Source organism: Staphylococcus sp. Ze2 (genome assembly GCF_048568365.1).
GTDB lineage: Bacteria > Bacillota > Bacilli > Staphylococcales > Staphylococcaceae > Staphylococcus > Staphylococcus xylosus.
This window is the reverse complement of record NZ_CP183486.1, coordinates 1163314-1183118: the sequence shown is the minus strand read 5'-3', so window position 1 is coordinate 1183118 and position 19805 is coordinate 1163314. Positions and strand designations below refer to the sequence as shown.

The window sequence follows — 19805 nt, the reverse complement described above, 5'->3', positions numbered from 1 at the left end:
TTTTCCTCCTTTAATAATTATTCAAGCGCTACTGAACCACCAACGATTTCAGTGATTTGTTGAGTTATCGCTGCTTGTCTTGCTCTGTTATATTGTATTGATAAGTCATCAATAATATCTGACGCATTATCAGAAGCATTTTTCATTGCAGTCATACGTGTAGCATGTTCACTTGCTTTTGCATCTAAAATTGTTCCATATATTAAACTCTCTACGTATTGAGGTAGAATAACGCTTAATATCGCTTCTTTATCTGGTTCAAACTCATATGAAGACATTTGACCATGTCCTAAACTAGAATCTTCAGGAGACAATGGAAGCACAGTTTTAGTTGAAGGCGTATTTTCTAATACACTAACGAAATGACTAAAATAAATTTTAACCTCATCAACAACTTCTTCGCTATACAAATCAATCGCTTTTTTAGCGATAGCTTGTACTTCTTTAAATGAAGGTTGATCTGGTACATCTATAAGCGATTCATGAATTTCATATCCCTTGTTTTTAAGGAAATCCACACCTGTTTGTCCTAAGACTAAGATGGAGTATTCATCCTTACTAGCATGTTTACTCTCTATATCTTTCACTAGGTGCTTGAGTACATTTGCGTTATATGCACCTGCAAGGCCTTTATCACTAGTAATCACTAAGTACCCACTTTTCTTCACTTCACGTTGTTGCAACATTGGATGATGTGAATTTTTATCAGCACCAGCTACTGCAGTAATAGCGTCTTGCATTTTTTCCATATAAGGTCTGAACTGCTTTGTATTACTTTCAGCACGACGCAATTTCGAACTTGACACCATGTTCATTGCTTTCGTAATCTGTTTCATTTTTTTGGTTGATTTTATACGTGTATCAATCTCTTTAAGAGATCCCATTATCTCACCACCTTTTATTTAACTTTAACTATTACGCTTCTGATTTACTGAAACTTTTTTTGAATTCATTAATTGCAGATTCAAACGCGTCATCTTTAGGAAGCGCACCTGAAGTTTTGATTTCATTTAATAATTCAGTCGCATTAGATTTAGCCCATAGATTTAACTCGTCTTCAAAACGTGTAATATCTTCAACAGGGATATCATCTAAATAACCTTTAGTTAAAGCATAAATAATTAAAACTTGATTTTCTACAGGTAGTGGTTTGTTTTTATCTTGTTTCAAGATTTCAACCGTACGTTTACCACGCTCTAATTTTTGTGCAGTGAACTCATCTAAATCAGAACCAAACTGAGCGAATGACTCTAATTCACGATAAGACGCTAAATCTAAACGTAATGTACCAGCAACTTTTTTCATTGCTTTAATTTGAGCTGAACCACCAACACGTGATACGGATTGTCCTGCGTTAATTGCAGGTCTAACACCAGAGAAGAATAAATCTGATTGTAAGAAGATTTGTCCATCAGTAATTGAGATTACGTTTGTTGGCACGTATGCTGCAATATCACCAGCTTGTGTTTCGATAATTGGTAAAGCAGTTATTGAGCCTCCACCTAAATCATCGTTTAATTTGGCAGCTCTCTCAAGTAATCTACTGTGTAAGTAGAATACATCACCTGGATAAGCTTCACGGCCTGGTGGTCTACGTAATAGTAATGATAATTCACGATAAGCTGCAGCTTGTTTCGTTAAGTCATCATAAACGATTAATACATCTTTACCAGCAAACATGAATTCCTCAGCCATAGCAACACCAGCATATGGCGCTATGTAAAGCATTGGAGCTGGATCTGCTGCTGAAGCAGATACGATAATTGTATAATCTAATGCGCCTTCTTGACGTAATTTTTCAACATTGGCACGAACTGTTGAATCTTTTTGTCCAATCGCTACATAGATACAGATTGTATCTTGATCAGCTTGGTTTAAGATTGTGTCGATTGCTACTGTTGTTTTACCAGTTTGGCGGTCACCGATAATCAATTCACGTTGCCCACGGCCAATTGGTACAAGCGCATCAATGGCTTTAATACCTGTTTGTAGTGGTTCGTCAACGGATTTACGATCCATAACACCAGTTGCTTTCTTTTCTACAGGGCGTGTTTTAGTAGTATTGATTGGTCCTTGCCCATCAATAGCTTGTCCTAATGGATTAACCACACGACCGATTAATTCATCACCTACAGGTACTTCCATAATACGTCCAGTACGTTTTACTTCGTCCCCTTCTTTGATATCAGCGTATGGTCCTAAAATAACGACACCTACATTTGATTCTTCTAAGTTTTGTGCTAAGCCTAGAACGCCACTTTTGAATTCTATTAACTCACCAGCCATAACATCATTTAATCCGTGGATTAAAGCGATGCCATCACCAATTTGTAGAACTGTACCTACATCAGTAACTGCCATTTCCGACTCATAATTTTCTATTTGTGAGCGAAGTAATGCACTGATTTCTTCAGCTTTAATGGCCATCTATGTCACTCCTTCTATTTTTATTTCACTCTTGTAAATTGTTTTTCTAATTGTGCAAGGTCATTTTTCAAACTTGCGTCCATAACTTTAGTACCTACTTTTACTCTGATACCACCGATAAGTTCTGGATTAATTTTATTAGTAATCATTGTTTTAGAAAGTTTTGTACGTGCTTTTATAATTTCTTCTATACGTGATACTTCTTCTTCAGAGAGTTCATATACTGATTCGATAACAGCATAATCTTGATTATGAAGTTCGTTGTATAATGTTTCAAATTCTGTGTATATTTCATGAATATATCCAAGATGACGATTACTAGCTAATATCATCAACATATTGTGCATATACTGGTTGGCATGACCAAAAACAATATTCACAAAGCGATGACGTTGGTCAACGTCTTTTTGTGGATCTCTATCCAATTCATGTAACTTTTTTATTTCTGAATGAACTGCTGCATTGATAGTTGAAAATTCTTCATACATTGCGTCAAGGATGTCTGCATCTTTAGCAGTATCAAATAATGCCTTGGCATATTTTTTTGCTATTTTAGCCATTACTTATCGCCTGCCTCTTTAATGTACTTTTCAACTAATGCTTTTTGGTCTTGTTCTGAAATTTCTTTTTGAAGTACTTTCGATGCGATTAATACTGAAAGCTCAGAAACTTGATTGTTGATATCTGCAATTGCACGTTCTTTCTCACTATTAATTTCATTTTGTGCTGTTTCAACCATACCATTTGCTCTGATATTCGCTTCATGAATAATTTCTTCATGTTGTTTACGCGCTTGAACTTTAGAGTCTTCTAAAATCCTTTGAACCTCATCTTGCGTTTCTTTTAATGTTTGTTTATTTTGTTCTTCTAACTTTTGTGCATTAAGCTTAGCTTGTTCAGCATCGTCAATATCTTTATTAATATCGTGCTCACGTTTATCCATTACATCTTTTAATGGACCCCATGCAAATTTTTTCAATAATAGTAATAAGATACCGAAAGTTATACAGGTAACAATAATAGTTCCCCATTGAACTCCGCTTGCTCCAGCTGCACCAAGTACGAACATATTTGTCGTAGCAGTCACTTACATAGACACTCCTTTCATTCATTATCATCATAAGACATATTTATAAAAACGAACGGCGAAAGTCACAGTGACCTCGCCTGAATAGCTGTTTGAATTATAGTGACATGAAAGCGATAACTACACCGATGATAGGTAATGCCTCAACTAAACCAATACCAATAAACATAATACCCATTAATTGTCCGCGTGCTTCTGGTTGACGTGCTACACCTTCTACTGTTCTTGAAACGATAAGACCGTTACCGATACCTGCACCTAATGCTGATAAGCCGATTGCGATTGCTGCTGCGATTGTATTCATTTATAAAATCCTCCTAATTTTTTTCTTTTAATTTTATTTAATGACTGTCCTGAACTTTATGGGACATATAAACCATTGAAAGCATTACAAAAATGTATGCTTGAATTGTACCTATGAATATTGAAAAACCTTGCCAAACTACGAGTCCAGGTAATCCAATGATCCATCCCCAGGCTGGGAAACTAAATACTAAACCTGACAATAATCCAAGTAATAACTCACCTGCAAATATATTACCGTACAAACGTAAACCAAGCGTTAACGTTGAAGTAAATTCTTCAAAAATGTTAATCGGTAATAAGAAGATAGGTTTTGTATAGTTACGGAAATAGCCTTTAGTACCTGTCATCTTAACACCATAATAATGCGTCAATAGGATGACTAATGTTGATAGAGTTAAAGTTACAGTGGCATCTGCTGTCGGTGATTTCCACCACAGTGTATGACCTGAAATTAATTGAAATGGTAACCCTAGCATATTACTCACAAATATGAAAAATATTAATGTAACAGCTAAGAAATGGAACTGACCACCCTTGGACCAAGCCATGTTACTTTCAATAATTCCTCTTACAAAGTCAAAAACCCACTCGATAAAGTTTTGCTTACCAGTTGGACGTTTCTTGAGGTTGCGTGTACAAGTAATAGCTATGACAAAAACAATAACCGATGTAATAATCAACATCAAAATTGATGATAGGTTAAACACGATGTCTATACCGAATACATCCCAACTGACAAGAGGGTCTTTATGCTTCATGCTTTCTCACCTCTTTCATATATTAAATTTATTTCTTGTGTATAAATGGTTTGAAAACAATCAAAACATACGAAATCATTAAACCAATGACTACACCAATAATATTAATTTGATCCTTATAAAAATACCAGATACAACACGAAAGTATCACTATTAAATATCTCCAAACGTTGCCCGTTGATATATGTATATTGTCTTTCTCTTTTGCTTTCTCTAAATAATATTCGAAAGTAAAGGTGTTAATTAGTGATCCTAGTGTACCTATTATAAGTCCCAAAACAAATGGTGAGTATGTGAAAATAAACACAATTAATAGCACAATTATACCATAAAAATAGTATTTAATGTACCTATTAAAAAAGATGTTGAAACGTTTCATGACTGTGCCTCACTTCGTCTTTTTCGTTCAATTATGAAAACCATTTCAATCATACAATTTTAATAATAATATAGGGTAGTTAACGTGTCAATTCTATTCAAAATGTAGTTTTATTTTTTACATAATTGTCACAAAAATGACACATTAACACCTTTTATTATTTGAATGATTCTGGCTTTTCAGAAATTATATGAAAATAATATTTAATATTCTCACATATCCGTAATGATGCATTACCATCACCATAAGGATTGCGGGCACTACTCATCGTTTCATATACTTGTTGATTTTCAAGTAATTCTTTTGTAGCCTCAAATACTGATTGTTCATTTGTACCTACTATTTTAAGTGTGCCAGCTTCTACACCTTCTGGCCTTTCCGTTGTATCTCTTAAAACTAATACTGGTTTGCCTAATGATGGCGCTTCTTCTTGTACTCCTCCAGAGTCAGTCAATATCATATAAGATTGATGGGCAAAATTATGGAAATCAACCACTTCCAAAGGTTCGACTAATTCTATACGGCTATGCCCTGATAAATAAATATCAGCAATTTCTCGTACTTGAGGATTCTTATGCATAGGATAAACAACAACAACATCTTCATAAGTATCCACAATATCTCTTACCGCTTTAAAAATATGTGACATAGGTTCACCAATATTTTCACGTCTGTGCGCAGTCAATAAGATAATACGTTTATCTTTATGTTTCGAAATAATATCGGATTGATAATTTTCGTGAATTGTTGTCTTCATCGCATCAATTGCTGTATTACCAGTTACTACTATAGCATCCAGCGGTTTGTTTTCTGCAATAAGATTATTTGCAGCATTATTAGTAGGAGCAAAATTCAAATCTGCCATTACACCTACCATTTGCCGATTCATTTCTTCAGGAAATGGCGAATATTTATCCCATGTACGTAAGCCAGCTTCAACATGACCAATAGGTACTTGATTATATAAAGCGGCTAAACTTCCAGCAAAAGTCGTCATGGTATCTCCATGAACCAGTATCATATCTGGTTTTACCTCTTGAATGACGTGCTCTAACCTTTGTAAAATACGAGATGTAATTTCTGATAAAGATTGCCCTTGCTTCATAATATTCAAGTCATAATCTGGCTTGATATGAAAACTTTCCAATACTGAATCAAGCATTTCCCTATGTTGAGCAGAAACTACAACAATCGGTTCTAGTGCATCATCATTTTTCAATGCTTGTACAAGAGGCGCCATTTTTACTGCTTCAGGACGTGTCCCAAATACAGTCATTATTTTTTTCATTTTTATTCCACTCCTAGGCGAAACTATTTTGTACCGAATAAACGGTCTCCTGCATCACCTAAGCCTGGTGTAATATAAGCATGTTCATCTAATTTCTCGTCTAATGCTGCGATGAAAATGTCTACATCTTCGTGAGCTTCTTGTAATTTTTCCACACCTTCGGGCGCTGCAATTAAACACATAAAGCGAATATTTTTAGCGCCACGTTTTTTAAGCGAGTTAATTGCTTCTATAGCTGATGCTCCAGTTGCTAACATAGGGTCAACCACTACAATTTCTCTCTCTTCGATGTCTTGTGGTAATTTTACAAAGTATTCTACAGCTTCAAGTGTTTCAGGATCTCTATATAGTCCCACATGACCAATTCTAGCTGCTGGCACTAAGTTTAATATGCCTTGCGTCATACCTAAACCAGCTCTTAAAATTGGTACGAAAGCTAATTTTTTACCTGTTAAGCGTTTAGCTATCATTTTAGTGACAGGTGTTTCTATTTCAACATCTTGCAATTCTAAATCTCGTGTTACTTCGTATGCCATTAACATACCAACTTCATCTACTAACTCTCTAAATTCTTTAGTCCCAGTATGTACGTCTCGAATGTAACTTAATTTGTGTTGAATAAGTGGGTGGTCAAAAACATGTACTTTGCCCATAATTTATTTCCTCCAATTTTAGTTATATAAAGGATGTTTAGTAGTTAGAGCTTTAACTCTTTCTTTTCCTTCTTCTAACGCTTTTTCATTTTCCGGATCTTTTAAAACTAAGCTAATAATTTTTGCAACTTCTTCAAAAGCAGCTTCATCAAATCCACGTGTTGTTGCTGCTGGTGTACCTAAACGAACTCCGCTTGTCACGAATGGTTTTTCTTGATCAAATGGAATTGTATTTTTATTACATGTAATACCTATAGCATCTAATGTTTCTTCAGCAACTTTACCAGTTATGCCTACAGAACCTTTGACATCTACAGAAACAAGATGATTATCAGTACCACCTGAAACAACTCTAAATCCTTCGTCAGTCAATGTATTTGCTAAAGTTTTAGCATTGTTAACTACTTGTTGTTGATATACTTTAAAGTCATCTTGCAATGCTTCCCCAAATGCAACAGCTTTGGCAGCGATAACGTGTTCTAAAGGACCGCCTTGAATCCCTGGGAAGATTGTTTTATCAATTTGCTTTTTATATTCTTCTTTACATAAAATCATCCCACCACGAGGTCCGCGTAATGTTTTATGAGTTGTAGTCGTAACAAAGTCAGCATATTCTACAGGATTTGGGTGTAAGCCAACTGCTACTAAACCTGCAATATGAGCCATATCTACCATTAATTTTGCGCCTACTTCGTCTGCTATTTCTTTAAAGCGTTTAAAATCAATTGTTCTTGAATATGCAGAAGCACCTGCAACGATTAATTTAGGTTGATGTTCTTTGGCTACTTTCAATACTTCATCATAGTCAATTTGTTCATTTTCTTCGTCTACGCCATATTCAACAAAGTTATAAAATTGACCACTAAAGTTAACAGGCGCGCCATGTGTTAAGTGTCCACCATGACTTAAATTCATACCTAATACAGTATCACCGTGTTCTAATGCTACGAGATAAACAGCCATATTTGCTTGAGAACCTGAGTGTGGCTGTACATTAACATGCTCGGCACCAAACAATTTTTTGGCACGATCAATTGCTAAAGCTTCTGAAACATCCACAAATTCACAACCACCATAGTATCTTCTGTTTGGGTAGCCTTCAGCATATTTATTAGTTAATACTGAACCTTGCGCTTCCATAACTGCTTCTGATACGAAGTTTTCTGAAGCAATCAGCTCGATATTGTTGTTTTGACGGTTAAATTCATTTTGAATCACTTCATATATTTCCTTATCTTGCTCTTGAATAAATGACATTTGGTAATTCCCTCGTTTCTGTATTAGTTGTATTTTGCTCTTTCGCCACCAATTTTTTTTGGTCTTGAAGAAGCGATTGTAACAATTGCTTCACCAATTTGCTTGACACTTGTACGCTCTGGAATAGCAACATGTTTAATATGCATTCCAATTAAAGTTTGGCCAATATCAATACCTTTAGGTACAGAAATATGCTCAACAACCATTGGATCAACCATATGTTGATACGCATAAGTTGCTAAGCTTCCACCAGCATGAACATCTGGCACAACTGTAACTTCTTCCATTATAAGGGGATCAAAATTTGATTTCTCAATGGTCACTGCACGATTAATATGTTCACAACCTTGAAATACAAACGAAACGCCTGTTTCGTTTTCAATTTCTTTTAATGCTTCAAATATTTCTTGAGCAATTTCCATTGATCCAACACTACCGATGCGTTCACCAATTACTTCAGATGTAGAACAACCGATAATGCATAATTCATCAACTTTAAAAAATGATTGTGCTTTTAATTCGTTTAATAGTAACTTTAAGTCTTCCATTCTTCCACCCCTTTTAATTAAGTTGAATAAAAGTATGTAACTACCAATGTGCTTTAACAACATACAAAATTGACTGACAACAAATTTGCTACACGTTATCATTATAACGTATTTAGGAACGCTCTCATACTCATTTCACAAATTTAATTTTTTTATATTTTATTTTTTAAACTATCTATCAGCACATTTAATTCATTATATATTTTAATGTAGTCTTCTTTGTTACCACCAAATGGGTCTGAGACTTCGCCACGTAGCCCAGCATATTCATTCAATGTATAGACGTGTGCTGTATTATGACCCATTTGTTGAATGGCTAACTTATGTGACCAGCTCATGGTCAAAATCAAATCTGCACTTAAATCTTTATGTGTAAACGACATCGCATGTTCTGGTATTGGCAATCCTTCTTCTTCTATTATATTTAATGAATGTTTAGAGATAGGTTGACCATCCATAGCATAAATACCTCTTGATACGATAGTATGGTTAGGTAATTTTGCTTTTGCTATACTTTCTGCTAAAGGACTTCTACATGTATTACCTGTACACACAAAAACGATCTTCATAATTCGTCTCCTTTTATAACAGTTTGGTTAGCTGCTTTCATCATTCTATTCATAATCGCAGTAGTATTATCATTCAACGGGAATCCAAAGATATAGGCATGCGCTATTTCACAATCTTCATCTAATCGATGTAATATATGATAAAGGTTATGATTGGCACCTTTAATATCATTTTCATCTTTACATAGTGGTATAAATTTTGCTTGATTTGGAACTATTTCACGATGACTCTGCGGGACGATAAAAGCAACCTTGCTCCAATTCTTACCTGATGAAGGTTTCTTATGAAAATTTTCTAATATTTTTATAGGCGTGTCAGGTGAATAATGTTTATATTTCATACCTGGAGCAATTGGCTTGTCTGTGTTCAATGATACCTCTGTCTCAATGCACTCAGGTAATACTTTTTCAATCATTGATTTTGTAATCGATCCTGGCCTAGCGATTCTAAAAGGAAATTGTGTACAGTCTAATACTGTGCTTTCTAGTCCCTCTTCACTTTGATCACCATTAACAATCCCATCTATACGACCATCTAAATCATGGTACACATGATCAAAGGTCGTTGGTGAAGGCCGGCCACTTAAATTTGCACTAGGTGCAGCAATAGGAATATCAATTAATTGAAGTAATTCTCTGCCGATAGGATGACTTGGCATTCGCACAGCTATTGAATTTAGACCACCGCTTACACGATCACATAAGTATCCTTTTTTTAATGGTAATATGAAGGATATGGGTCCTGGCCAAAATGTATTCATTAATAGTTCAACTTCTTGTGTTAAGTCATTAGTAAATGACTTCAACTGATTAAGTTCATGTATATGAACAATTAATGGATTATCAGAAGGTCTACCCTTAGCTTCATAAATTTTTTTTATCGCTTCATTATTACGTGCATCTCCACCTAATCCATAAACTGTTTCAGTTGGAATAGCGATTAATCCACCTTTTTCAAAAATTGATTTTATTTCTTCAATCCCATCATAAGTAGTCAGATTGCGCTCATAGTGGCGTAAATCCCATATATGCGTTTTCATCTAGGCACATCCTTTCATCTTGTTATTCATTTTAAAGCAAAATAAAAAGTTATGCACTCTCATGATTGTCCATGTTCAGTGCATAACTTTTTTTTACCATACGAAAGCAATTATGCGATCGTTATTATTAATGTCTTTTATAATTTGAACATCTAATGTTGGATATTTAGCTATAATCTTTTCTTTTAATTTTGGACCTTGGGCAAACCCTATTTCAAATACTACTTTAGCATTCGGTAGTAAAACTTCTGGTAAGCGATCTAAGATCGTATCATAAACTTTATAGCCATTATTAGCTGCGAATAGCGCAGAATGTGGTTCATATTTCAGCACTGTATCTTCCATCATTTCCGCTTCATCATTATCAATGTACGGTGGATTAGAAATCAATCCGTTTACTTTTACGCCTTGTTCTATAAGGGGTGTTAAACCGTCTCCTTGCAAGAACTTAATTTCAACTTGATGATGTTGAGCATTTGCTTTAGCTACTGTTAATGCATTTCGATATAAATCCGTTGCGTACACATTGAGCGTGCTATCTAATTTTTTGAGTACAATTGGAATATTACCACTTCCTGTACCCACATCCACTACAGTATCGCCTTTTTTAAGTTGATGGTAGAAATGTAACATAACCTCTTCAGTTTCAGGTCTAGGGATTAAACAATTTTTATTTACATTAAAAATCTCACCATAAAAAGTTTGTTTTCCCGTAATATACTGTATCGGTTCACCATTGAGCATTCTGCACTCTGCTTCATCAAACATTTTTAAATGTGATACTGATATTTCATCGTTCATATGCATTAAATAATCCGCCTTGGACCATTCAAACAAATCAAGCATCAGCCATTCAGCTCGAGCTGTCTCAATATGTCGTTCGACGCACTTTTCTTTAGCATTGCTTAATATAGTTTTATAATTCACCATTGTTAAGTTCTTTCAATTTATCAGTTTGTTCAGCTAAAGTTAGAGCATCAATAATTTCATCCAATTTGCCTTCCATAATTTGATCTAACTTTTGTAATGTTAAACCAATTCTATGATCAGTTACACGGCTTTGAGGATAATTGTATGTTCTAATACGTTCCGAACGGTCACCTGTACCGACCGCAGATTTACGTTGTGCTGCATATTTTTGTTGTTCTTCTTGTAATTTCATATCAAATAAACGTGCTTTTAATACTTTTAAAGCTTTTTCACGGTTTTGAATTTGAGATTTCTCTGATGAAGTCGCAATAATACCCGTTGGAATATGCGTAATACGTACTGCTGAATCTGTCGTATTTACGTGCTGACCACCTGCACCACTAGAACGATAGGTATCAATTTTTAAGTCTTCATTACGAACTTCAATTTCCACATCTTCTACTTCTGGCAAAACAGCCACAGTAGCTGTTGACGTATGAATACGGCCACCAGATTCTGTTTCTGGGACACGTTGTACTCGGTGCGCACCATTCTCATACTTCAATTTACTGAACGCACCATTCCCAGAAACTGAGAAACTAATTTCTTTATATCCGCCATGATCACTCTCTGTAATTTCTACAATATCTGTCTTGTAATTGAGCGCCTCAGCATATTTAGAGTACATTCTAAATAAATCTCCTGCAAAGATAGCAGCTTCATCTCCACCTGCGGCAGCACGAATTTCTACGATAACATCTTTTTCATCGTTAGGATCTTTAGGAATTAGTAAGAATTTAAGTTCTTCTTCTAATTTAGGCACTTTATTTTGGAGCGTTTGATGCTCTTCTTTTAGCATCTCAATTTCTTCGCTATCTTTTGTTTCACGTAACATTTCTTCAACTTCTGCTAAATCTTCTTTTGTTTGTTTATAGTCACGGTATACTTCTACCGTTTTTTGTAAGTCTGATTGTTCTTTTGAATAATTACGCAAATTATCTGGGTTGCTCACAACATCTGGATCACTTAATAATTCATTTAATTGTTCATATCTTTCTTCTACAATATCTAATTGATCAAACACTACATTTCCTCCTTCTCATCATTACTCGGTGCGACGATGTGGTGTGCCCTACATCTCGGTTCATAACTTTCATTTGCACCAACTAATATAACTGGGTCATCTATTTTCGCTGGGTTACCATCTATTAATCGTTGAGTACGACTTGATGACGCCCCACAAACCGCACAAACAGCTTGTAATTTCGTTACATCTTCACTCACTGCTAACAGCTCTGGTATAGGTTCAAAAGGTCTGCCTCTAAAATCCATATCTAAACCAGCTGTTATGACTCTATGTCCTTTTTCAGCTAATTGCTCAGCGATATGAACAATTCCATTTTCAAAAAATTGTACTTCATCTATGCCGATTACATCTACATCTGATAAATCGTGTTTAAAAATCTCTGCTGCTGTTGATATATTAATTGCTTCTATTGCATTACCATTATGAGAAACAATTTTGTCTTTATGATAACGGTCATCTATAGCTGGTTTAAACACAACTACTTTTTGTTTAGCGTAAAGGCCACGTCTTAACCGACGTATTAACTCTTCAGATTTGCCACTAAACATACTTCCAGTAATACATTCAATCCACCCGGAATGATAAGTTTCATACATTATGCGTTCCACCTTTTTCAAAACATAATCGGTTCATTATATCATATTTTTTAAGTTAAAATATGATATATTTCCAAGTTATTGCGTTTATTTATGTCTATGTTTCTTGAATATCGCTATGCCATTATGTGATATTTATTATTTATGTAAATATAAAAAAGCATCCTCATAAAATGAGAATGCTTTAAAACAACAATTATTCGTTGCTTGATTTGAATCCGAATTTTTTGTTGAAACGTTCCACACGACCATCCGCAGCAGCGAATTTTTGACGTCCTGTATAGAATGGGTGTGAATCAGATGAAATGTCTAAACGAATAACTGGGTATTCGTTTCCATCTTCCCATGTCATAGTTTCTGATGAAGATTTAGTTGAACCACTTAGGAATTTAAAATCCGTAGTAGTATCTAAAAAGATAACCTTATGATATTCAGGATGAATATTTTGTCTCATTACTTTTCAGCTCCTTTGCCCTGAACCATCTGGCACAGAGTTTTTTGTGAGTTTTTACCCAATACTTGATAATTATAATGGCTTTAAATATAAAACGCAACCCCAAATCAAACATTGCTTTGATATATACCTAATTATTTCAGATTAAATAATTGGTTTGCCTGTTTTAGTGCTTTCTTTAGCAGCTTTTTGTAACTGTTCAAAGAATTCTTTGTTGTTATCTGTACGTTTCAGTTTGCGCACGAATCTTTCTGTAAAATCTGTAGAATCCGTAAACATATTACGTAATTGCCACAATGACTCAAGTTCTTTTGAATCTATTAGCAATTCTTCTTTACGTGTAGAACTACGACCTATATCGATTGCTGGGAATACACGACGTTCAGCTAATTTACGATCTAGATGTAATTCCATATTTCCTGTACCTTTAAATTCCTCATAAATCATATCATCCATTCGAGAACCAGTATCTACTAGAGCAGTAGCTAAAATCGTCATACTACCACCCGCTTCAATATTTCTGGCAGCCCCGAAGAAAGCTTTAGGTTTGTGTAAGGATGCAGGATCTAAACCACCAGATAATGTACGGCCACTTGGTGGAATTACAAGATTATAAGCACGAGCTAACCTAGTAATTGAATCCATTAAAATGATGACATCTTTACCAATTTCTACTAGACGTTTTGCACGTTCTAATAATAATTCTGCAACTTTTACATGGTGTTGTGGTGGCTCGTCAAATGTAGAGTGTACTACTTCAGCAGATTCGACTGATCTCTCTATATCTGTAACCTCTTCAGGCCTTTCTCCAACAAGCAGCACAAATAACTCTGCATCTGGTTTATTTATCGCAATTGCATTTGCAATTTCCTTAAGCAATGATGTTTTACCAGCTTTTGGTGGGGCAACGATTAAACCACGTTGTCCTAAACCAATAGGTGTTACTAAATCCATTATGCGCGTTGAGAAGTTTTGTTTTGTTGTTTCTAGTAAAATGCGCTCTTCAGGATATAACGGTGTCAGTGCTTGGAAATGCGGACGCTTTTTAACTTCTTCTGCATTCTCACCATTTACGAAATCAACTTGTAATAAACCATAGTATTTTTCATTATCTTTAGGCTTTCTCACTTTACCAGTCACTTTATCTCCGCGCTTAATTTCAAAACGACGAATTTGACTAGCAGAAATATAAATGTCTTTTTCACCTTTAGAATAATTAACTGTTCTTAGGAAACCATAACCATCTTGTTGGATATCATCTAAAATACCTTCCATATAATAGTTACCGTCTTTTTCCATTTGTGCTTCCATAATGGCAAGAACAAGTTCTTTTTTATTCAATTTACTATAATTTGTTAGTTTTAGAGATTTTGCTTTTTGAGTGAGATCTTTTGTAGTGTAATTTTTGTACAATTCGTGGAACGATTCATACTGAGGTGATGTTCGTACTTTTTCAGGCATTATCTTGCACCCATTTCATAAATAAGTTTTTAAATAACGTAGTAACTACGCTACTTACTTTTATAACTATAGCAAATTTCCTTTTTAATTACAAAACGTATTTCAATTTCTAAAAATCAGAAAAAAGATGGAGCATAAGTTATATGCCCCATCTTCAAACAAATTATATTTTTAAAATTTATTATTTATAGTAACCTGCGATAGATTTAACTTCAAGGAATTCTTCAATACCATAGTCTCCCCATTCACGGCCAATACCTGATTGTTTGTAGCCACCGAATGGTAAATCTGGTTTGCGTCCTGCTTCATTAATTTCAACTGTACCAGCCTCTAATGAACGCGCTACTTTGTGTAAGGTATCTTGATCTTTACCATATACATATGCAGCTAAACCATATTCTGTGTCATTTGCGATTTTAATAGCTTCGTCTACATCGTTATAAGTGATAATTGACATAACAGGACCAAATATTTCTTCTCGAGCGATTGTCATATCATTATCTACATTGTTAAAGATTGTCGGACGTGCAAAGAATCCTTTGTCCAGACCTTCTGGTTTACCAGGACCACCGTAAAATAATTCTGCACCCTCTTCTACGCCTTTATCAATATATGATTGCACTTGATCAAATTGTTTTTTACTAATGATAGGTCCAACTTCTGTGCCTTCTGCACGTGGGTCCCCTACTTTAACTTGGCTAAATTTCTCTTTTACAGCTGTTAAGAACTCTTCTTTAATACTTTCAGGTACAAGCGTTCTAGTACCAGCTGTACATACTTGACCAGTATTTGTAACAACTTTACCAGTTGCTGCACTTGCTGCTTTATCTATATCTACATCATCTAAGATAATATATGGTGATTTACCACCTAGTTCAAGTGATACTTTTTTAAAATCATCCGCGGCTTTCTTCATAATACTTGAACCAGTTGGGCCAGAGCCAGTAAATGACATCATTCTAACTTTAGGATGTTCACTTAAAGGATTCCCTACGCCTTGACCATCACCATTGACTAAGTTAAACACACCTTTTGGCACACCTACTTTATCAAAAATTTCAGCTAAAATAATTGCTGCAAATGGAGTTTCTTCCGATGGTTTTAAAACTACCGGACTTCCTGCTGCAAATGCTGCTGATAATTTAAGAGACGTTTGGTTTGTAGGGAAGTTCCAAGGTGTGATTAAACCAGCTACACCAATTGCTTCTTTGACAACTAAATCATCGCCACGGCGCTCTTCAAATTCAAAATTATCTAATGCATCACGTGCTGCTTCAAAGTGATCTAGTCCCATTTGGTAATGGACATTTTCTGATACGTCTAACGGCGCACCTAGTTCATCAGTAATAGCTTCTATAATATCTTCTTTTCTATTTTTATACTCTTGAACAATTTTATCTAATAGTTCTCTTCTTTCTTGAACTGAACTGTGTCTAAATTCAAAATATACATTCTCTGCTGCGTCCACTGCTTTATCAACATCTTCTTTGTTACCTTTCGCTATTGTGCCCGCTACTTCTTCTGTTGCTGGATTGATGACTTCTATCGTTTCGCCACTTGCACTTTCAACCCATTCACCGTTGATATATTGTTTAGTGAAATTTCTCATTATATATTCACTCCTTAAGTTATGTTGATAATTATATTTTAACCGAGATTTTATATTTTTAAACATAACTGCTCACAGCTACTAGTGCATAAAAAATGAGCCTAAAACATCATCTTGATGTTTCAGACTCTATTCTACAAGGCATTTAGTCACTTATTTTCAAGTTCAATATACTCTTGTGCCCATTCTTCCATTGGTACTAATGCTGCCGCTAAAGCATCACCTTTATCTGTAAGCTGATACAAAATATTCATCGGGCTTATAGATACTACATTTTTCTCTACTAGTCCCCATTCCGTAAGGTCTGTTAATTTTATGCTAAGTGCACGTGGTGTTATTGTCTTCAAATCACGCTTCATATCTGAAAAGTGAGCAGATTTTTCCGTACATCTAGATAAATAATTAATAATAAGACCATTCCAGCTTCTACCTACGATTTTAAAGGTTTCTTCTAGATAAGGGCAAACCTCCATGGCTATCACCTCATTATCGATTTTTTTCTAAAATACATATCACTAAATACACAACTTTTTACTTAGTATATTTAGTATACCACATTTTTTAAACTTCTTCAGTCCAAATATCTGCGCCAAGTGCTTTTAGAGTTTTTACGATATTTGTGTAACCACGATAGATATGTTTCACATTATAAATAGTTGTAACACCTTCTGCTAACAATCCAGCTACAATAAGGCAAGCGCCTGCACGTAAATCACTAGCGTAAACCTCAGCCCCAGTTAACTTCGATGGTTTTATAGTCGCTGTACCATCATCTGCAGAAATATTTGCACCCATATTTTTCAGTTCATCTACATGCTTAAAACGAGCTGGGTAAATTGTTTCAGTAACAAACGACACACCATCAGCCATAAATAATAGAGGGGTAATTGGTTGTTGTAAGTCTGTTGCAAATCCTGGATATACTAACGTTTTAATATCAACACTTGAATAAGGCGTACTACGTCTAATAAATACGCTATCATCATCAACTTGGATATCTACACCTAATTCTTTTAGTTTAACTGTAAGTGGTTCGACATGCGTTGGAATAATATTATTAATTCTGATGTCCTCACCACAAGCAGCTGCAATACACATATATGTACCAGCTTCAATTCTATCTGGAATCACTTGATGATGTGAACCATGCAGTCGTTCTACCCCATTAATTTTAATTGTACTTGTACCTGCACCTTTAATATCAGCTCCAAGGCTCATTAAGAAATTAGCTACATCTACTACTTCTGGTTCTTTTGCAGCATTTTCAATAACTGTATGTCCTTCAGCACGTACTGCGGCCAACATAATATTAATCGTAGCGCCTACACTGACGATGTCTAAAAATATATTTGCACCGACCAATCTATCTGCTTCAATCTTCATAGAAGTACTACTTGATTCATCAACTTTGGCACCTAATGCTTTAAATCCTTTAATATGTTGATCAATTGGTCTTGGCCCTAAAGGACATCCACCAGGTAAACCAATGACACATTTTTTAAACCTTCCTAACATTGCACCCATCATATAATAAGAAGCACGTAATGATTCTACTTTATTATTTGGTAATGGTGCATTTTCAATATTTTCAGGATCAACATGTAATGTCATACCTTCTAATTCTGTCTCAATGTTTAAATCTCCAAGTAAACTTACTAAAGTTTTTACATCAGAGATTTCTGGAAGGCCTTCAATTGTTACTTTGTCTTCAGCCAAAATTGCTGCTGGTATAATTGCTACTGCACTATTCTTAGCACCGTGGTTATTCACTTCACCTTTAAGTGTTTGCCCACCTCTAATTTTAATCACTTCTTGAGCCATTCGCTTGTTCTCCTTTGCCTTTCAATCGATATTCTATTCCAATATATCATTTGCATTATAAATTAAATGATTACAGTTTGCAAAGCACAACAGTTTCATAAAATCTATTTCAAATTTAATTAAGTGCTGCATAATGCATATATTTTTTACTATAATTTCTAATTCCCAATATTTTGCAATTTAAATCATTTTTTAAAGTTTATTTATAAAAATTATGTAAAAGACTGTAATTCTATTTATCAGCTTTCAAAGCCTAACAAATTATAACATAAAAAAAGGGACGAAACAGAAATCAAAAATTCAATTTTGATTTCTTATTCTCGCCCCAGAAAACGACTAGATATCTAAAAGCTCGTTTAAAGCTTATTTAACAATTAAACAATTGCAGTACTTATGAATGAACCACTTAGCAATGGCTGAGATTGTAATTATAAACTAGTCAACTTTCGCTATATAATAGTTAAATTATTTAGCTCTATTTGATGTACCAAACTCTTTAATTTTACCAATTACTGTAGCTTTAATTGCTTCACGTGCTGGTCCTAAATATTTACGAGGATCATAAACTTCTTTGTCGTTATCTAACGCTTCACGAACAGCTTTAGCAGAAGCAATTTGGTTCTCAGTGTTTACATTGATTTTAGCTGTACCAAAAGGAATTGCTTTTTGGATGTCTTTAGTTGGGATACCAGTACCACCATGTAATACTAATGGTAAACCAGTAGAAGCACCAATTTCTTCCATTTCTTTGAATCCTAATTTAGGTTCACCTTTATAAGGTCCGTGTACTGAACCTAAGGCTGGAGCTAATGTATCGATACCTGTTTTTTCAACAAGTTCTTGACACTCTTTAGGGTCAGCATAGATAACGCCTTCAGCAACAACATCATCTTCTTGTCCGCCAACAGTTCCTAATTCTGCTTCAACTGACACACCGTGCTCATGTGCATATTCAACAACTTTTGAAGTAATTTCAACATTATCTTCAAATGAACCATGAGAAGCATCAATCATTACTGAAGTGAAACCAGCGTCGATTGCTTCTTTACATTTTTCAAAGCTTGAACCGTGGTCTAAATGAATTGCTACAGGAACAGTAATTTCTTTGTCGTGCATTAATCCTTCAACCATTTTAACAACAGTGTAGAAACCGCCCATGTAACGAGCAGCACCTTCAGATACACCTAAGATTACTGGAGCGTTCTCTTCTTGTGAAGCTTCTAAAATCGCTTGTGTAAATTCTAAGTTATTTAAGTTGTATTGACCAACCGCGTAACCATTTTCTTTTGCGTCTATTAACATTTCTTTCATTGAAACTAAAGGCATGAAAGTTCCTCCTTGGTGCTTTAAGCACATATTTTTACAATCTAATTATATCAAAGTCATATCACTTTTGCATTCTTCTATATAATTGTAAGCGTTTTTATTTAACAATTTTTATTCAAAAAGTGAAATTCTTATAATTTATGCCATTTTTTAAATAAATATAGCAATTTAAATTTTATATTTTAATACAACTATAAAAAACGCGATATTTAGAAATTAGTTAAATACTA

22 protein-coding genes are annotated in these 19805 nt (G+C 34.7%); all 22 read right to left on the bottom strand.

Annotation, left to right across the window (positions count from 1 at the left end; translation table 11 throughout):
• Positions 1-17: 17 nt before the first annotated feature.
• The 22 genes from atpG to fdaB all read right to left on the bottom strand — a co-directional run bounded on the left by atpG (position 18) and on the right by fdaB (position 19575).
• Positions 18-884: an ATP synthase F1 subunit gamma gene (gene atpG / locus ACM591_RS05270; RefSeq protein WP_017722093.1), complete on the bottom strand. Its 867-nt coding sequence runs from the start codon at positions 882-884 to the stop codon at positions 18-20.
• 31 nt (positions 885-915) lie between these two features.
• Complete coding sequence (gene atpA, locus ACM591_RS05265; RefSeq protein ID WP_029377980.1) at positions 916-2427, bottom strand: F0F1 ATP synthase subunit alpha; 1512 nt, start codon at positions 2425-2427, stop codon at positions 916-918.
• A gap of 20 nt (positions 2428-2447) precedes the next feature.
• On the bottom strand, positions 2448-2987 hold the full coding sequence (locus ACM591_RS05260; protein ID WP_038678902.1) for a F0F1 ATP synthase subunit delta: 540 nt from the start codon (positions 2985-2987) through the stop codon (positions 2448-2450).
• Entirely contained in the window at positions 2987-3514 is a 528-nt protein-coding gene (locus tag ACM591_RS05255) for a F0F1 ATP synthase subunit B (protein ID WP_038678904.1), read from the bottom strand. The genes ACM591_RS05260 and ACM591_RS05255 overlap by 1 nt, the downstream gene beginning before the upstream one ends.
• Before the next feature lie 97 nt (positions 3515-3611).
• Complete coding sequence (gene atpE, locus ACM591_RS05250; RefSeq protein ID WP_017722089.1) at positions 3612-3818, bottom strand: F0F1 ATP synthase subunit C; 207 nt, start codon at positions 3816-3818, stop codon at positions 3612-3614.
• Positions 3819-3855: 37 nt separating this feature from the next.
• Entirely contained in the window at positions 3856-4578 is a 723-nt protein-coding gene (gene atpB / locus ACM591_RS05245) for a F0F1 ATP synthase subunit A (protein WP_029377983.1), read from the bottom strand.
• Positions 4579-4606: 28 nt separating this feature from the next.
• Positions 4607-4957: an ATP synthase subunit I gene (locus ACM591_RS05240; RefSeq protein WP_029377984.1), complete on the bottom strand. Its 351-nt coding sequence runs from the start codon at positions 4955-4957 to the stop codon at positions 4607-4609.
• A 157-nt stretch (positions 4958-5114) separates the two neighbouring features.
• Complete coding sequence (gene wecB / locus ACM591_RS05235; protein ID WP_038678906.1) at positions 5115-6245, bottom strand: non-hydrolyzing UDP-N-acetylglucosamine 2-epimerase; 1131 nt, start codon at positions 6243-6245, stop codon at positions 5115-5117.
• Between the two features lie 23 nt (positions 6246-6268).
• Positions 6269-6898: a uracil phosphoribosyltransferase gene (upp, locus tag ACM591_RS05230; protein WP_017722086.1), complete on the bottom strand. Its 630-nt coding sequence runs from the start codon at positions 6896-6898 to the stop codon at positions 6269-6271.
• An 18-nt stretch (positions 6899-6916) separates the two neighbouring features.
• The gene (gene glyA / locus ACM591_RS05225; protein WP_029377986.1) at positions 6917-8155 is read right to left on the bottom strand and encodes a serine hydroxymethyltransferase; all 1239 of its coding nucleotides are present in this window, start codon (positions 8153-8155) and stop codon (positions 6917-6919) included.
• A gap of 23 nt (positions 8156-8178) precedes the next feature.
• Positions 8179-8703: a TIGR01440 family protein gene (locus tag ACM591_RS05220; RefSeq protein ID WP_038678908.1), complete on the bottom strand. Its 525-nt coding sequence runs from the start codon at positions 8701-8703 to the stop codon at positions 8179-8181.
• 152 nt (positions 8704-8855) lie between these two features.
• Positions 8856-9272 carry a low molecular weight protein arginine phosphatase gene (locus tag ACM591_RS05215; protein WP_029377988.1) on the bottom strand — a complete coding sequence of 139 codons (417 nt, stop codon included), beginning with the start codon at positions 9270-9272 and terminating at the stop codon, positions 8856-8858.
• A complete protein-coding gene (locus tag ACM591_RS05210) occupies positions 9269-10312 on the bottom strand; it encodes an L-threonylcarbamoyladenylate synthase (RefSeq protein WP_038678910.1) in 1044 nt (347 codons plus the stop codon). Before ACM591_RS05210 ends, ACM591_RS05215 begins: the two co-directional genes overlap by 4 nt.
• 93 nt (positions 10313-10405) lie before the next feature.
• Positions 10406-11242: a peptide chain release factor N(5)-glutamine methyltransferase gene (gene prmC, locus ACM591_RS05205; protein WP_029377990.1), complete on the bottom strand. Its 837-nt coding sequence runs from the start codon at positions 11240-11242 to the stop codon at positions 10406-10408.
• Positions 11229-12305, bottom strand: coding sequence for a peptide chain release factor 1 (gene prfA, locus ACM591_RS05200; RefSeq protein WP_029377991.1), 1077 nt, complete (start codon positions 12303-12305; stop codon positions 11229-11231). The genes prmC and prfA overlap by 14 nt, the downstream gene beginning before the upstream one ends.
• Entirely contained in the window at positions 12305-12904 is a 600-nt protein-coding gene (locus ACM591_RS05195; RefSeq protein ID WP_029377992.1) for a thymidine kinase, read from the bottom strand. The genes prfA and ACM591_RS05195 overlap by 1 nt, the downstream gene beginning before the upstream one ends.
• Positions 12905-13100: 196 nt before the next feature.
• The gene (locus ACM591_RS05190; RefSeq protein ID WP_017722078.1) at positions 13101-13358 is read right to left on the bottom strand and encodes a type B 50S ribosomal protein L31; all 258 of its coding nucleotides are present in this window, start codon (positions 13356-13358) and stop codon (positions 13101-13103) included.
• A gap of 144 nt (positions 13359-13502) precedes the next feature.
• The gene (gene rho / locus ACM591_RS05185) at positions 13503-14819 is read right to left on the bottom strand and encodes a transcription termination factor Rho (RefSeq protein WP_029377993.1); all 1317 of its coding nucleotides are present in this window, start codon (positions 14817-14819) and stop codon (positions 13503-13505) included.
• 181 nt (positions 14820-15000) lie between these two features.
• Positions 15001-16428: an aldehyde dehydrogenase family protein gene (locus ACM591_RS05180; RefSeq protein ID WP_029377994.1), complete on the bottom strand. Its 1428-nt coding sequence runs from the start codon at positions 16426-16428 to the stop codon at positions 15001-15003.
• A gap of 149 nt (positions 16429-16577) precedes the next feature.
• Positions 16578-16901: a helix-turn-helix domain-containing protein gene (locus tag ACM591_RS05175; RefSeq protein ID WP_326026935.1), complete on the bottom strand. Its 324-nt coding sequence runs from the start codon at positions 16899-16901 to the stop codon at positions 16578-16580.
• 88 nt (positions 16902-16989) lie between these two features.
• A complete protein-coding gene (locus ACM591_RS05170) occupies positions 16990-18249 on the bottom strand; it encodes a UDP-N-acetylglucosamine 1-carboxyvinyltransferase (RefSeq protein WP_029377996.1) in 1260 nt (419 codons plus the stop codon).
• A gap of 465 nt (positions 18250-18714) precedes the next feature.
• Positions 18715-19575 carry a class IIb fructose-bisphosphate aldolase FdaB gene (gene fdaB, locus ACM591_RS05165; RefSeq protein WP_029377997.1) on the bottom strand — a complete coding sequence of 287 codons (861 nt, stop codon included), beginning with the start codon at positions 19573-19575 and terminating at the stop codon, positions 18715-18717.
• Between the last annotated feature and the right edge of the window lie 230 nt (positions 19576-19805).